General features: G+C 66.3%; 12 protein-coding genes. 5 read left to right on the top strand and 7 right to left on the bottom strand.

Going from position 1 to position 14,002, the window contains the following annotated elements; all coding sequences use genetic code 11:
• Positions 1 to 48: 48 nt before the first annotated feature.
• Positions 49 to 1,248, top strand: coding sequence for an IS30 family transposase (locus N536_RS39920; protein ID WP_029117133.1), 1,200 nt, complete (start codon positions 49 to 51; stop codon positions 1,246 to 1,248).
• 168 nt (positions 1,249 to 1,416) lie between these two features.
• Here N536_RS39920 and N536_RS0130805 read toward each other — a convergent pair whose 3' ends face one another.
• Positions 1,417 to 4,593 (bottom strand): multicopper oxidase domain-containing protein, encoded by a 3,177-nt coding sequence (locus N536_RS0130805; RefSeq protein WP_029117132.1) that lies wholly within the window; start codon positions 4,591 to 4,593, stop codon positions 1,417 to 1,419.
• A gap of 90 nt (positions 4,594 to 4,683) precedes the next feature.
• Positions 4,684 to 5,184 (bottom strand): nuclear transport factor 2 family protein, encoded by a 501-nt coding sequence (locus N536_RS0130800; RefSeq protein ID WP_029117131.1) that lies wholly within the window; start codon positions 5,182 to 5,184, stop codon positions 4,684 to 4,686.
• A gap of 104 nt (positions 5,185 to 5,288) precedes the next feature.
• On the opposite strand from N536_RS0130800, the gene N536_RS0130795 reads away from it, so the two are divergent.
• Positions 5,289 to 5,939, top strand: coding sequence for a GAP family protein (locus tag N536_RS0130795; protein ID WP_029117130.1), 651 nt, complete (start codon positions 5,289 to 5,291; stop codon positions 5,937 to 5,939).
• A gap of 3 nt (positions 5,940 to 5,942) precedes the next feature.
• Here the strand turns inward: N536_RS0130795 and N536_RS0130790 are convergent, their stop codons facing one another.
• Positions 5,943 to 6,569 (bottom strand): TetR family transcriptional regulator, encoded by a 627-nt coding sequence (locus tag N536_RS0130790; RefSeq protein ID WP_036438189.1) that lies wholly within the window; start codon positions 6,567 to 6,569, stop codon positions 5,943 to 5,945.
• 96 nt (positions 6,570 to 6,665) lie between these two features.
• Here N536_RS0130790 and N536_RS0130785 point away from each other — a divergent pair, with 96 nt between their 5' ends.
• From N536_RS0130785 to N536_RS0130775, 3 genes are read left to right on the top strand one after another with little or no spacing between them, the layout of a single operon-like run.
• Positions 6,666 to 7,679: a hypothetical protein gene (locus N536_RS0130785; RefSeq protein ID WP_029117128.1), complete on the top strand. Its 1,014-nt coding sequence runs from the start codon at positions 6,666 to 6,668 to the stop codon at positions 7,677 to 7,679.
• 15 nt (positions 7,680 to 7,694) lie between these two features.
• A complete protein-coding gene (locus N536_RS0130780) occupies positions 7,695 to 8,861 on the top strand; it encodes an FAD-binding oxidoreductase (RefSeq protein WP_029117127.1) in 1,167 nt (388 codons plus the stop codon).
• An 18-nt stretch (positions 8,862 to 8,879) separates the two neighbouring features.
• Entirely contained in the window at positions 8,880 to 9,782 is a 903-nt protein-coding gene (locus N536_RS0130775; RefSeq protein ID WP_029117126.1) for an aldose 1-epimerase, read from the top strand.
• A gap of 3 nt (positions 9,783 to 9,785) precedes the next feature.
• On the opposite strand, the gene N536_RS0130770 is transcribed toward N536_RS0130775, so the two are convergent.
• The 4 genes from N536_RS0130770 to dnaK are packed head-to-tail and all read right to left on the bottom strand — an operon-like array spanning position 9,786 to position 13,881.
• Positions 9,786 to 10,190 (bottom strand): heat shock protein transcriptional repressor HspR, encoded by a 405-nt coding sequence (locus N536_RS0130770; RefSeq protein WP_029117125.1) that lies wholly within the window; start codon positions 10,188 to 10,190, stop codon positions 9,786 to 9,788.
• Positions 10,187 to 11,371, bottom strand: coding sequence for a molecular chaperone DnaJ (gene dnaJ / locus N536_RS0130765; RefSeq protein WP_029117124.1), 1,185 nt, complete (start codon positions 11,369 to 11,371; stop codon positions 10,187 to 10,189). Before dnaJ ends, N536_RS0130770 begins: the two co-directional genes overlap by 4 nt.
• Positions 11,372 to 11,407: 36 nt before the next feature.
• Positions 11,408 to 12,034, bottom strand: a complete 627-nt coding sequence (grpE, locus tag N536_RS0130760) for a nucleotide exchange factor GrpE (protein ID WP_029117123.1) — start codon at positions 12,032 to 12,034, stop codon at positions 11,408 to 11,410.
• Positions 12,031 to 13,881 (bottom strand): molecular chaperone DnaK, encoded by a 1,851-nt coding sequence (dnaK, locus tag N536_RS0130755; protein ID WP_029117122.1) that lies wholly within the window; start codon positions 13,879 to 13,881, stop codon positions 12,031 to 12,033. The genes grpE and dnaK overlap by 4 nt, the downstream gene beginning before the upstream one ends.
• Positions 13,882 to 14,002 lie beyond the last annotated feature (121 nt).

Genomic DNA, 14,002 nt, shown 5'->3' with positions numbered 1-14,002 from the left:
GGCAGATTCATACGGTCAGTGCAACATCCCTGGTAGCTGGAGGTTGCTGTGCCGTGTGGTTATCCGTTTTCGCGTTCTGTCCGTCGGGAGCTGTTCGATCGGGTGTGCGGGGGTGAGTCGGTTCGGGATGCAGCCGCGGGTGTGGGCGTGTCGTACAACACGGCGGGGTTGTGGTGGCGTGACGCTGGAGCGATGCGTCTTGGACGAAACAGCAAGAGTGCGACGGGTCTGCTCGAGCCCGGTGACCTGAATGGGCCGGGTGGGCGGGGCCACCGGCTCAACTTCGATGAACGCATCGAGATCATGCGCGGGCTCGACGCCAAACTCTCCTACGCCGAGATCGGCCGTCAGATCGGCCGTGACCGGGCCGTCATCTGGCGGGAAGTCGACCGAAACCGCAACCCCGACGGGGACTACCACGCCGGGATGGCCCACGCCCGGGCCACGCAGAAAGCCAAGCGCCCCAAGGAGTTCACGCTCAACGATCCGGTGTTATGCGCCCAGATCGAATCCTGGATGGATGACGGGTGGAGCCCGGGGCTGATCGCCGAGGTGTTGGCTCGAGATCACCCCGATGACAAGCTGGCACGGGTGAGCCACGAAACCATCTACAAGTGCCTCTACGTGCAGACCCGTGGCCAGCTGCGTGCCGATCTGCACAAGTGCCTGTCGACCAAGCGGTCCGCGCGAAAGACCCAGGGCCGGGCGGAGCGACGCGGCAAGTTCAATGACGTGTTCACCATCAGCGACCGCCCCGCCGAGGCCGCCGACCGCGCCGTGCCAGGGCATTGGGAGGGCGATTTGATTCTGGGCACCGGATGCACCAGTGCGATCGGCACACTGGTCGAGCGCAGCACCCGGTTCACCATCCTGTTGCACCTACCCACCGACCACACCGCCGACTCGGTGGCCGCCGCGATGATCGAGGCGATGAGCGAGTTGCCGGCCCATCTGCGTCGCACGATCACCTGGGACCGGGGAAGTGAGATGGCCAACTGGCGTGACATCAACCTGCAGCTACAGGCGCCGGTCTACTTCTGCGATCCCCACTCACCTTGGCAACGAGGTACCAACGAGAACACCAATCGACTGCTTCGATTCTGGTTCGAAAAGAGCACCGACCTGCGCGTGCACACCAAAGCCGACCTCAAACGCATCCAAGACAAACTCAACACACGGCCCCGACCGACTCTCGACCTGGACACCCCCGCCGACCGACTCGCCGCCCTCCTCGCCCCAGCCGCTTAGCCAGGAATGCCGAATGTTGTCGTAACCGCTTGACATTGAGCCCAGATTGTCTCGTCAGATGCACACTCGCGCAGCCCCCTCAACGCTCTGAGCGACTTCCGCGCTGCGATCCCCGGATGTCCCGAAAAGTCGCTCGTAGGTGGGCAATTCGACTAGTGGTCCAGCGCCCTACCGCCCGCCGAGGGCGCCCGCGGCCGTCAAACCCGGGATGACCGGCAGCGTCGCGACCAGCTTCGGCGCCAGGGTTGTCGCCGCGGGATCCGTCCGGGCCAGGCCGAACTTGCGGACCTCCGCACCGTCACCCACCTTTCCGCTGACGAGCAGGTCCGCACCGCCCGTGGTGCTGGTGGTCGCCACCGTCACGCCCGTGCCGCCGGCGAACGGTTCGAACGACGCGATCTGTCGATACTCGAGGTTCTCCTCGTGGTGGTTGGGGTTGTCGAGGTAGATGGCCGGCTGGCCGTCGATCAGCGATCCGTTCGACCACACCCGCACAGTGCCCTTGCCACCGAGTTGACTGGTGACGATGCTCTTGGCGCCGCCCTGTGCGCCGGCCACCCATCCCGTGGACAACGCAACGCCATCGTGAAAGTTCTCGTCGTACGCCAGGAACTGCGCCGTCATCCGCGGGTCGCTCGGCTTGCCCGAATGTTCATGCGGCGTAGTGCCGTTGGCCTGGGACCGCGCAGTGGCCGTGTACAGGTCCCACCGGAACGACTTGACCAGCGGTGGCTCACCTGGCCCTGGCGCGGTCACCACGGATTCCCGGCCCGATCCAAGTTCGACCATGCCGGTGGCCAGGGTGACACCGGACTGAGATCCGGGGTAGGGCGTGAAGGCGGAGAAGACGTCCGGCGCCTTGCCAGACTCGCTCGGCAGCGTCGTGGAGAACACCTTCACCTGCGACTCCATGCCAGGACCCGATCCAACGATGATGTTGTCGGCCAGCGCATTTCCGTCGATGTCGGTGCCCGCGACTGAGACCCCGCCCGTGAAGTCTGCATCGAACGGCGCGAATCGGGTGAGCTCGGTTTTGAAGACTCCTTCGCTGGTGTCGTTGCCGTCGTAGGCGACCACCTCGGGCGAGGCACCCTTGCCGGTACCCGCCACCAGGTCCAGAATGCCGTCGCCATTGACGTCCGCCATCGCCACCGACGGCGTGCCCTCGAAGGCCGGGAACGGATACACGGTCTGTAACACCTTGTCGCCGTTGGCATCGCGGATCTGGACCGATGCCGGTTTTCCATTGCCGCCCGTTATCGCCACGGCATACGTCGACACCTCGGGAATGACGTTGATGGTCGCCATCAACCCGTTGTCCTCGTGGTTGAGCCGATGGCAGTGGATCACGTAGGTGCCGACGAACTCCAGGAACTCCTGGCGCAGGGTCAGCGTGGCGGGCGTGCTCACGACGTGCATGTCGTTGAACACCGGTGCCGGAACGTTGACGTTGTCCAGGCCCCACGGTTCCACTCCCGTCCTACCGTGGTTTGGGTCGTCGATCTCCATCACCTGAAAGTCGTTGACGTGGATGTGCATCGGATGCGCATCGTTGTTCTGGTTGGTGATCTTCCACTCCTCCACCGAGTTGAGGCGCGGCTGGATCAGTGGGACGTTCGGGAACCCGGCGGGTTCGAAGAAGTAGATGACGGCCTTGGGATCGCTATTGCTGGCCTTGTCGCCGCCGATCGTGTCGGTGATCGTCAAGTCTCGTGTGACGGCGGGCGTCATGACCGACGTGTCGACGAAGGACGTATACGCGTTCAGGTTCTGACCCTGCTCGAATGCCGTGGTTTGCCCCTGCCCGCTGGTGTCCGGCGTGGCATGGATCAGCGTCTGGGTCGGGAATACGAAGAAACCGTCGGCGTAGCTGATGTACTTCGGGTCCACGCTCAGTTTGCCGAGCACCGCGGGCGTCTTCTGTGTGCCGTTGTTCGTATACAGCACAGCGGGATCGGTGATCTCGGTGGCCTTGGAATCCGGCGGGAACTCGAGAACGAGGTCGCCCTGGGCTGGCATGGTGACCGCGATGGCGTACCGCGACCCTGGCGGGATGTCGAGCGTCGTGCCGTCCCCGTTGACGGGCTTGCCGACCTGGGTGTACGGGTTGCCGTCCTGCCCGACGATGGCGAACTTGGGATGGTTGCCCGTCGCGGTCTCGGTCAGCCGCAACGTCATGTAGGAGATGTCACTGATGTTGGCCACCGCCCAGATCTCCGTCTGGCCCGGTTTGATCTTCAGCTCGGGCTGAAACTGCCCGTTCACGGTGTATTGCACGTCGCGCTGGTTCTCCGGCAGCGCCGGGTTCTCGGCGATCTTCTGGTCCGGGCTGTCGAAGGCGATGAGGTTGGACGGCATGAACTGGGTTTGGCCGCGGTTGTTCTTCGGCGACAACGGGCCCGACCACCAGGGCGTGACGTACCGGGCACCCTGTGCCGTGTCGGCGATGTTCACCGGGGCCAGGCTCGGTGAGTACGTGCCGTCGGCCAGCTGGGAACCCTCGGGCGGCTTGAGCGTGCTCACCCACTGCGGCCAGGTCGGATTGTTGAGCTGATGCCCCTTACCGTTGCGGTCGAACACGAAGTTGTACTGGATTGCCATGTCGCGCACTGGAATCTTGTTCTGCGTGACGAGCGGTAGGTTGCCGTCGGGCCTACCGATCTCGAGCATCCCGGACAGGCCTGCGTAGGTCTGCTGGGTCGTCATCGTGTGGCGGTGACTGTGGTACCAGTACAGCCCGTTGGGCATGTTGTTCGGGACGTCGTAGGTGTAGGTGTTGCCCATCCCCGCGGGAATCGACAACAGCACGTTGTCGGCGTTACCCGACGGGCTGACGTGCAGGCCGTGGGTGTGCAGATTGAGCGGCGCCTCCGCCAGCGTGGGCGGGTAGATGGGCACCTCGCCGCCCTTTGGGGTCATTGCCGGGTCGTAGAAGTCCTTGATGGTGAGGCCCTGAAGGTCGTTGTCGTAGTGCACGATCAGCTTTTCGCCCGGATCGACACGAAGGGTCGGTCCCGGATAGACGTTGTCGCCCTTGGTCGAACCGTCCGAGCTGGTCCCCTTGATGACGTCGTAGCCGAACGTCAGGAAGTTGGACACCGGCTCCTTGACCGTGTCGAGGTTGACGGTTCCCTGGTGGGCCGACAGCCGGACTTCGAGCACGCCGTCCTTGCTGGAGAGCCGAACCGGCTCGCGGAACGGTGCCGGTTTGCCGTCAGGTCCGGCGTTGACACCGGGCGGCGCAGTGGCCGCTTCCCTCGGGTGCGACGTGCAACTCGTCAACATCGCGGCCATCGCCACGGTGACCACGAGGGCCAGCACCAATCTCATTGAGCGAACCGGCATGACGTTCCCCCGCGGCCACGGCCAGCACCAGCGCTGGGCCCTCGGCGACGTTACACAGCAAATCTCGCCGAATTTGCGTTTCCGCAGATTTCAGATCACGGTCTCCTGCGCCGCCAGCGCGAGCCAGACACCGTTCTGCAGCACGAACACGTCGATGAACCGCTCCCGGTCGAGCACCTTGCCATCCTGGGTCAGCGTGTTGATGCCGTGGATCACCGCGGTGTCCCCCGCGATGTCGACGATCTGGTCCGACGCGTTGAAGACGAGTGGCAGCGGTTCGGTGGCCGCGATCTCCTGCGCGCGGTCGAACATCTGCCCGTCCGCGTTCACGTGCCGGAAGGTCGGGCTCAGAATGTCTTCGACCGTCTCGCGATCACCGGATGTGATGGCGGTTAGCCACCGCGCCTCCTGGGCCAGGACATCCGCGCACGGCGGCGCGTCGATGGCCAACGGCACGCCGGCACCGGTCTCGGCGCAGGTGTCCGCCCAACTCGTCGCGGGCGTCGCGATGGTTGCGACGGTCACTGGGAGGGCGAGGGTGAGGGCGAGGGTCGCCGTCGTCTTCCCGAGCGCCGTTGGCAATCGCCTCATGTGTCGTCTCCTCGCCTGGACCGGGCAAGAGCGTATCCACGGTCACACCGCCAACATCGTCATTCAGCGAGAATCGCGGGGCAGCCTTGTTACGTTGGCGTGCGATGTTGACCGAACTCATCCCGCTGGCGTTGGTAGTCGCGTTGTCCCCGCTGTCGATCATTCCCGCGGTGTTGGTGTTGCACACTCCGCGGCCCAAGCCGGCCGGGCTGGCGTTCCTCGCCGGCTGGCTGGTCGGCCTCGCCGCGTTGACGTCGATCTTCGTCGAGGTGTCCAATCTCCTTGGCGGGCTGGGAAACAAGCCTCCGAGTTGGGCATCGTGGCTCCGTGTCGGCGTTGGCTCGGCGCTGATCGTGTTCGGCATCTACCGCTGGCTGACGAGGAAGCGTTCGGCGCACTCACCGAAGTGGATGAGCAGCCTCACCACCATCACACCCGCCCGAGCGGTGCTGACCGCCGCGGTGCTCGTCGTCGTCAACCCCAAGGTGCTGTTCATCTGTGCGGCCGCAGGCCTGGCGATCGGCACGTCAGGTGTCACCGGATCCGAAATCTGGCTCGCCGTCGCGTACTTCGTCGCTGTGGCCGCATCGACCGTTGCGCTACCCGTACTGGCCTACGTGGTGTCCGGCGACCGCCTCGATCAGCCGCTGGCCCGGCTCAAGGACTGGATGGAGCGCAACCACGCCGCCCTCGTCGCGGCCATTCTGGTCGTTATCGGTGTTCTGGTGCTGTACAAGGGAATTCACGGACTGTAACGACTACATCTCCGGCAACCCGAGCTCGTCTGCGTCGGCGGTCAGATAGCGCGTCAACGTCGGCGCGATCAGCCTCGTGACCTCATCGGCGCTGAGCGTCGCCAATGGCGGTATCTGCATGACGTAGCGCAGCATCGCGACCCCGACCAACTGCGATCCGGCGAGCATCGCCCGCAGCCGGGCTTGTTCGCCACCACCGAACACCCCCGACACCGCGGGCAGCACGTAACTCTGCATGAACCCGCGGAACGCCTCGTGCGCGTCGGTGTTCGACGTCGCCGACTGCAGCATCGCCCGCATGCTCGCGGCCGAGTCGGGCGTCTCCCAGATCCGGAGATACAGCCCCAGCATCCGGGTCCCGACGTCTCCTTCGCCTTCGGTCAGCGCGGCCACCAGCACCTCGGGGTCCAGGACCAGCCGCAGCGATTCCCGAAAGAGCTCCTCCTTGGAGCCGAAGAGGTACAGCACCATCGACGGGTCGACCTGGGCGTCGCGAGCGATGGCCCGCAGCGTCGTCTTCTCGTAGCCGTGGTCGGCGAACTGCCGCTTGGCCGCCTGCAGGACGGTTTCGCGGGACACCGGCTCGCCCTGACGACGGCCGCGACGTGTCGTCTTCGCTGGTGAAGCCATCCGTCGACGATATCATTTCAATGACTGTTGAAAACTGGGCCCTCACCGGGTTACGCTGACCCGAAGAATTCAACAACAGATGAAAAGGGCACTCTCATGACCGTCGAATCGCCACCGCAGCACACCCATCACGCGTCACCCACACACGAACCGCCGGCCGTCGTACGGGCAATGGGAATCGTCATCGCCCTCACGCTCGGACTTGCCGTCCTGTTCATCGCGTTCGGGCTGCCCGCGGTCCACTCGGCACCGCGCGACCTACCCATCGGCATCGCCGCGCCCCAGGCGGTGGTGAGTCAGATCGACGCCCAGCTGGAACAGAAGGCACCCAGCGGATTCGCCGTCACCACTTATCGCGACGACGCGGCGCTGCGCGCGGCGATCCTCGATCGCGAGGTGTACGGGGGCATCGTCGCTAGCCCAGGTCAGGGCACGACGCTGATGTTGGCCACCGGCGGCAGCCCGATGGTGGCGCAGCTGCTGACCCCCATCGGCGACGGCATCGCCGCACACTCCGGGACACCGCTGCACACCGTCGACCTCGCTCCGCTGCCACCCGACGACCCGCGCGGCGCCGGCCTGGCGGCATCCGCGCTGCCGTTGACGCTGGCCGGCTTGCTGCCCGCCGTGGTGCTGGTACTGCTCTTCCCACAACGAGTTTGGTTGCGGTTCGCGGCCACCGTGGTGTTCGCCGGGGCGGCGGCGCTGACCATCGCGGCCGTGCTGCGCTACGTGTTCGGTTCGATCGAGGCGAACTTCTGGGGGGTCACGGCCGGGTTGACGCTGGGCGCGCTGGCGACCGGGCTGACGCTGTTGGGCCTCGGCTCGCTGTTCGGCAAGGTCGGCCTCGGTGTCGGCACGGCCGTCGCGATGCTGCTTGGCAATCCACTGTCCGGGCTGGCCAGTGCGCCGCAGATGCTGCCAAGTGGCTGGGGCACGCTCGGTCAGGCGTTGCCACAGGGCGCCAACGGAACACTGTTGCGGTCGACGGCCTACTTCTCGGGGGCCGGCGCGACGACGGCGATCATCGTGTTGACCTGCTGGGCGGTCGCCGGGGCGGTGATGATCGTCATCGCAGGCCTGCGGCAGGAGTCCGCCGCGCGCGCGTAACTACACTCGGGCGGCGTGGGACTCGACGATCGCGACGCGCTGGGGATCTTGCGCGCCGCGGTCGACCCGCAGGGCGGTTCGGACGACCTGATCCACCGGTTCTACACCCGTTGGTTTGCCACCGACATCTCCGCTCGCGACCTCTTCCCACCCGACATGACGCACCAACGTGCGGCCTTCGGGCATGCGTTGACGTGGGTGTTGGGGGAACTGATCGACCAGCGCGCGCAGGAGCCCGTCGCCTTCCTGGCCCAGCTGGGCCGCGACCACCGCAAGTACGGTGTCACCCAACGCCATTACGACACCATGCAGGACGCGCTGCTGCGCACCCTCCAAGAAGATCTCATCGATCGGTGGGACCGCCGGCTCGCCGAAACGGCCCACGACGCGGTGACACTGATCGTCGGCGTGATGCGCGGGGCAGCCGAGGCGGAGAAGGGGCCGCCCTACCGCGACGGCACCGTCGTCGAGCACATCCGCGCCACCCGCGACGTGTCGATCGTCCGGCTGCAGCTCGACCGCCCGCTGTACTACCACCCCGGCCAGTACGTCACCGTCGAAGTGCCCCAATGGCCTCGACGGTGGCGTCACCTCAGTCCGTCGATCCCCGCCGACCGCGGCGGAGCCATCGAGTTTCACATCCGATCCGTCAGCGGCGGCATGATCAGTCCCGCCATCGTCGGCGAGACACGCCGCGGCGATCGCTGGCGCCTGTCCAACCCGCACGGCGCCATGAAGGTCGACCGCGACGGCGACGACGTCCTGATGGTCGCGGGCGGCACCGGCCTTGCGCCGCTGCGCACGCTGATCATGGACATGACCCGGCACGGCGAAAACCCGCGGGTGCACTTGTTCTTCGGCGCCCGGTACCCGTGTGACCTCTACGATCTGCAGACGCTGTGGCAGATCGCGTCCACCAACCCGTGGCTCTCGGTGACGCCGGTGTCGGAGTACTCCACCAATCCACCGTGGGCCACCGAGTATCCCGACCACGAGCCGCCCCGCGGCCTGCACGTACGCCAGACGGGCCTGTTGCCCGACGTGGTGACGAGATACGGCAACTGGGGCGATCGGCAGATCCTGGTGTGCGGCGGGCCGGCCATGGTCGAGGCCACGAAGGCCGCGCTGGTCGCGAAGGGTGCGCAGGCGCAACGGATCCAGCACGATCCACTCGCCAACTGAGCGTGCAAGAATCCAACGATGCCCGCGTTCGAAACCGTCACGCTCAAAGACCCGTCGTCCTCGGTAACCGCCACCTTCGTCCCTCGGGCGGGCATGATCGCCACCTCGCTCGCCGACGGTGACGCCGAGTTTCTCGGCCAGCGCCGCGGCCTGGACGCCTACGTGACCGCAGGCAAGACGATGGGCATCCCGATCCTCTATCCGTGGGCAAATCGGTTGAGCGCCATGAGCTATGGCATCGACGGGGCACTCGTCACGTTGACCCCGGGTACCGGCGGCGTGCGCACCGACGAGCACGGCGCGCCGATTCACGGCGTGTTGACCGGGTATCCCGGCTGGCTGGTGACCGCGCAGTCGGAGAACAGTGTGACGGCGGTGCTCGACTACGCGGGCCAGCCGCAGCTGTTGGCGTCGTTCCCGTTTCCGCACGTGCTGACCCAAGAGGTCACGCTCGCCGATCGGACGCTGACCGTCGTGACGACGGTGCTGCCGAGCACCGCGGCGTCGGTGCCGCTGTGCTTCGGTTACCACCCGTACTTCAAGATTCCCGGCGTGGCGCGTGGGGAGTGGCAGCTCACCACCCCCGACATGCGGCACCTCCCGGTGGACGGCCGGGGCATCCCGACCGGTGCCGCCGAGCAGTGGAGCGGACGGACTGAGCCGCTCGAGACCACCCAATACGACGACGGCTTCGACGGGTTGGCCGACGGCTCGGTGTTCTCCGTCGTCGGCGGTGACCATCGGATCGACATCACCTTCGAAAGCGGTTATCCGGCAGCGCAACTGTTCGCACCGGGCACCGACGACGTGATCGCCATCGAGCCCATGGCCGCCCGCACCGACGCATTGCGCAGCGGCAGTTACCGATTCGCCGCCGCGGGCACGCCCGAGACGTTCCGCTTCTCCATCAAGGTGACGTAGCGGCTATTCGCCGGCCTGTCGGCGTCTGCGCGCACCGGGCTGCCACACCACCAGCGCCGTGCTCTTGGGCACCACCGCCACGTCGCGGCGCTGGTTGGCGCGCAACCGTTCCAGCTCCTCGGCCATTTCGGCGAGGCGCGACTGCAGCGCCTCGACCTGGTTGGTCAGTTCGATGATGCGCTTGATCCCCGCGAGGTTCACGCCCTCGTCCTGACTCAACCGCTGCACTTCGCGCAGCAGGTCGACGTCGTGCTGGGAGTAGCGACGGCCACCGCCCGAACTGCGTTGGGGGCGAACCAGGCCGAGCCGGTCGTAGGTGCGCAGTGTCTGCGCGTGCATGCCGGCCAGCTCGGCGGCCACCGAGATCAGGAAGGTCCTGGCGTCGTCGGCACTGCGCCCGCCCATCATGACCCCGCCCAATTCGCGCGGGGGTCGAACCCGCTGGCCCGTTCGGCCTTGGCGTAGGCCTCCAGCGCCTCTGCCGCTTCACCTTCGAGGTTCGGCGGGACCGCGACCTTGACCGTGACGAGCAGGTCACCGTGGCCGCCGGACCGCTTCGGCACACCGCGGCCACGCACCCGCAGGATGCGTCCGTCCGACGTGCCCTTGGGTACGCGCACCCCGACCTTGCCCTCCAGCGTGGGAACGGAAAGCGTTGTGCCCAAGGCGAGCTCGTGGAAGCTGACGGGGACGGTGACCGTGAGGTCGTCGCCGTCGCGGCCGAACACCTTGTCCGCCCTGACGTGCACCGTGACGTACAGGTCGCCGGAAGGGGCGCCCCGCAGCCCGGCCTCACCCTGGCCGGCCAGCCTGATCCGCTGACCGTCCTCGACGCCCGGTGGGATCCGCACGTTGATGGTGCGGGTCCTGGTCGTCACGCCGGTGCCCTTGCACTCGTCGCAGGGCTCTTCGATGATCGAGCCGCTGCCCCGGCACTCGGTGCACGGCTCGGAGAACCCAAATGCGCCCTGGTTGCGGCTGACGACGCCGGCCCCGTTGCAGTTCGGGCACACCTTGGGGCTGGTGCCCGGGCGTGCACCGCTGCCATGGCAGTTCGTGCACGGCGCCGGGCTGGTCAGCCGCAGGGGCATGGCCACGCCTTTGGTGGCTTCGAGGAACGACAGCTCGGTTTCGGTCTCCAGATCGTTGCCGCGCCGCGGACGGCTGGGCCGTGGCTGCTGTGCGCCGCGACCGAACAGTCCGCCGAACAGGTCACCGATGTTGGCGCCACCGGTCTGACCGGCCGCGCCGAAGAGGTCACCGAGGTTGACTTCCGTGGCGTCACCACCGAAGCCGCCGAACCCGCCGAAGTTTCCATCGCCTGCGTTGTACCGGCGACCGAATCCCCCGTTGGCGAACAGCCTTCGGGTTTCGTCGTACTCCTTCTTCTTGGCAGGATCCGACAGCACGCTGTTGGCCTCGGACACCGCCTTGAACCGCTTTTCCGCGGCGGCATCGCCGGGATTGCGGTCGGGGTGCAGCTGCGAGGCCAGTTTGCGATAGGCCTTCTTGATCTCTTCGGTGCTGGCGTCAGAGGAGACGCCGAGCTCCTTGTAGAAGTCCTTCTCGACCCATTCGCGCTGGGCCATGTCGCGTCACCTCCTTACCTGTACTCAATCTCTTGCTTATTCGTTTGATTCTGCGTTCGCCGAGACGTTTTCGTCGTCACTACCGTCGGTTTGCTCGACCGTGTCGGATTCCACCACGGTGTCGACCACGCCGACCAGAGCGTGCCGCAGGATGTGGTCGCCGAGCTTGTAGCCCTGGCGCATGACCGTCCCGATCACCGGATGGGAGCCCTCGCCCTCGTGCTGCACGGCCTCGTGCAGGGAGGGGTCGAACACTTCACCCTCGGCGCCGAACGCCACCAGGCCGATGCCGTCGAAGGCGGCGGCCAGCTTGTCGGCCACCGACTTCAACGGCCCCGATTCGAGATCGCCGTGCCTGCGGGCCCGGTCGAGATCGTCGAGCACGGGCAGCAGTTGGGCCGCGACGCCGGCCTTGGCCCGTTCGGCGGCGGCCTGTTCCTGACGGACGGACCGCTTCCGGTAGTTGTCGTACTCCGCCTTGACGCGTTGCAGCGTGGCCTTCAGTTCCACGGCTTCATCGGATTCGGTGGCGGCAGCGGGAGGAGCCTCCGGCTCCGACCCACTAGGGGCCGTGCCGGAGGACTCCCGAACCTCACCCGTGACCGGATCGATGCGCCGTTTGTCGGTGAAGGTCACCGGCTCGTGCGAATCGTTCTGTGTCACTTGTTCTCCCGTTCGTCATCGACGACCTCGGCGTCCACCACGTTGTCGTCGGCCGGGGCACCGTCGGCTCCGCCCGGGCCCTGCTCGGCCTGGGTGGCCTCGTAGATCGCCTGCCCGAGCGCCTGGGACTCGACGCCCAGCTTCTCCATCGCGGACTTGATGGCCGCGATGTCGTTGCCATCGAGCGCCTGCTTGGCTTCGGCGACGGCACCGTCGACCTTGGTCAGCGTCTCCTCGGGGACCTTCGAGCCGCCCTCGGCCTCACGCTGCTCCTTGACGAACTTCTCCGTCTGGTAGACCAGCGACTCGGCCTGGTTGCGGACGTCCGCCTCCTCGCGACGCTTGCGGTCCTCCTCGGCGTGCGCCTCGGCGTCCTTGATCATCCGGTCGATCTCCTCCTGGGACAGGCCGGAGCCCTCCTGGATCTTGATCGTGTTCTCCTTGCCGGTGCCCTTGTCCTTGGCGGTGACGTGAACGATGCCGTTGACGTCGATGTCGAAGGTGACCTCGATCTGCGGCACGCCGCGCGGCGCCGGCGGGATGCCGGTCAGCTCGAAGCTGCCGAGCAGCTTGTTGTGCGACGCGATCTCGCGCTCACCCTGATAGACCTGAATCTGCACCGACGGCTGGTTGTCGTCGGCCGTGGTGAAGGTCTCCGACCGGTTCGTCGGGATCGTGGTGTTGCGCTCGATGAGCTTGGTCATCACGCCACCCTTGGTCTCGATGCCGAGGGACAGCGGCGTGACGTCGAGCAGCAGCACGTCCTTGACCTCGCCCTTGAGGACACCGGCCTGCAGGGCTGCGCCGACGGCGACGACCTCGTCGGGGTTGACGCCCTTGTTGGGCTCCTTGCCGCCGGTCAGCTCCTTGACCAGTTCGGTCACCGCGGGCATACGGGTGGAACCACCCACCAGCACGACGTGGTCGATCTGGCCGACCGAGATGCCGGCGTCCTTGATCACCGATTGGAACGGCTTGCGGGTGCGGTCCAGCAGATCCTGCGTGATCTTCTGGAACTCGGCCCGGGTCAGCTGCTCGTCGAGGAACAGCGGGTTCTTGTCCGCGTCCACGGTGATGTAGGGGAGGTTGATCGACGTGCTCTGGCTGGAGCTGAGTTCGATTTTCGCCTTCTCCGCGGCCTCACGCAGCCGCTGCATGGCCATCTTGTCCTTGGTCAGGTCGATGCCCGAGCTGGACCGGAACTTCTCGACCAACCAGTCGACGACGCGCTGATCCCAGTCGTCGCCACCGAGGTGGTTGTCACCGGAGGTGGCCTTGACCTCGACGACGCCCTCGCCGATTTCCAGCAGCGAGACGTCGAAGGTGCCGCCACCCAGGTCGAACACCAGGATGGTCTGTTCCTTCTCGCCCTTGTCCAGCCCGTAGGCCAGGGCCGCCGCGGTGGGCTCGTTGACGATGCGCAGCACGTTGAGGCCGGCGATCTGACCGGCGTCCTTGGTGGACTGGCGCTGCGCGTCATTGAAGTACGCGGGCACCGTGATGACCGCGTCGGTGATGTCCTCGCCCAGGTAGGCCTCTGCGTCGCGCTTGAGCTTCATCAAGACGCGCGCGCTGATCTCCTGCGCGGTGTACTTCTTGCCGTCGATCTCCACGGACCAGTCGGTGCCGATCTCACGCTTGACCGAACGGATGGTCCGGTCGACGTTGGTGACCGCCTGGTTCTTGGCGGGTTGGCCGACGAGTACCTCGCCGTTGCGCGCGAATGCGACGACGGACGGGGTGGTACGTGAGCCTTCTGAGTTTGCAACGACGACGGGGTCGCCACCTTCGAGAACCGCAACGACGGAGTTGGTGGTCCCGAGGTCGATACCGACCGCACGAGCCATGTTGATTGCCTCCTGATAGACATTTGTGGGTCTGAGTGGACCACGCTCAAGACTGCCTCGGATGGCACCGTGGTGTCAAACCAGAGTTGAGCCTGATTCACTCAAGTTGTCGAAGTGGTCA

Origin of the sequence: Mycobacterium sp. URHB0044 (assembly GCF_000620625.1) — a bacterium.
Taxonomy (GTDB): domain Bacteria; phylum Actinomycetota; class Actinomycetes; order Mycobacteriales; family Mycobacteriaceae; genus Mycobacterium.
Note: the sequence above shows the minus strand (reverse complement) of the source record. Positions and strands in the feature narration are given on the sequence as shown.

Excerpts from the sequence above, each read along its gene's own strand:
- N536_RS0130805 (WP_029117132.1), bottom strand. The coding sequence starts at position 4,593 with ATGCCGGTTCGCTCAATGAGATTGGTGCTGGCCCTCGTGGTCACCGTG.
- N536_RS0130800 (WP_029117131.1), bottom strand. The coding sequence starts at position 5,184 with ATGAGGCGATTGCCAACGGCGCTCGGGAAGACGACGGCGACCCTCGCC.
- N536_RS0130795 (WP_029117130.1), top strand. The coding sequence starts at position 5,289 with ATGTTGACCGAACTCATCCCGCTGGCGTTGGTAGTCGCGTTGTCCCCG.
- N536_RS0130790 (WP_036438189.1), bottom strand. The coding sequence starts at position 6,569 with ATGGCTTCACCAGCGAAGACGACACGTCGCGGCCGTCGTCAGGGCGAG.
- N536_RS0130785 (WP_029117128.1), top strand. The coding sequence starts at position 6,666 with ATGACCGTCGAATCGCCACCGCAGCACACCCATCACGCGTCACCCACA.
- N536_RS0130775 (WP_029117126.1), top strand. The coding sequence starts at position 8,880 with ATGCCCGCGTTCGAAACCGTCACGCTCAAAGACCCGTCGTCCTCGGTA.
- N536_RS0130770 (WP_029117125.1), bottom strand. The coding sequence starts at position 10,190 with ATGATGGGCGGGCGCAGTGCCGACGACGCCAGGACCTTCCTGATCTCG.
- dnaJ (WP_029117124.1), bottom strand. The coding sequence starts at position 11,371 with ATGGCCCAGCGCGAATGGGTCGAGAAGGACTTCTACAAGGAGCTCGGC.
- dnaK (WP_029117122.1), bottom strand. The coding sequence starts at position 13,881 with ATGGCTCGTGCGGTCGGTATCGACCTCGGGACCACCAACTCCGTCGTT.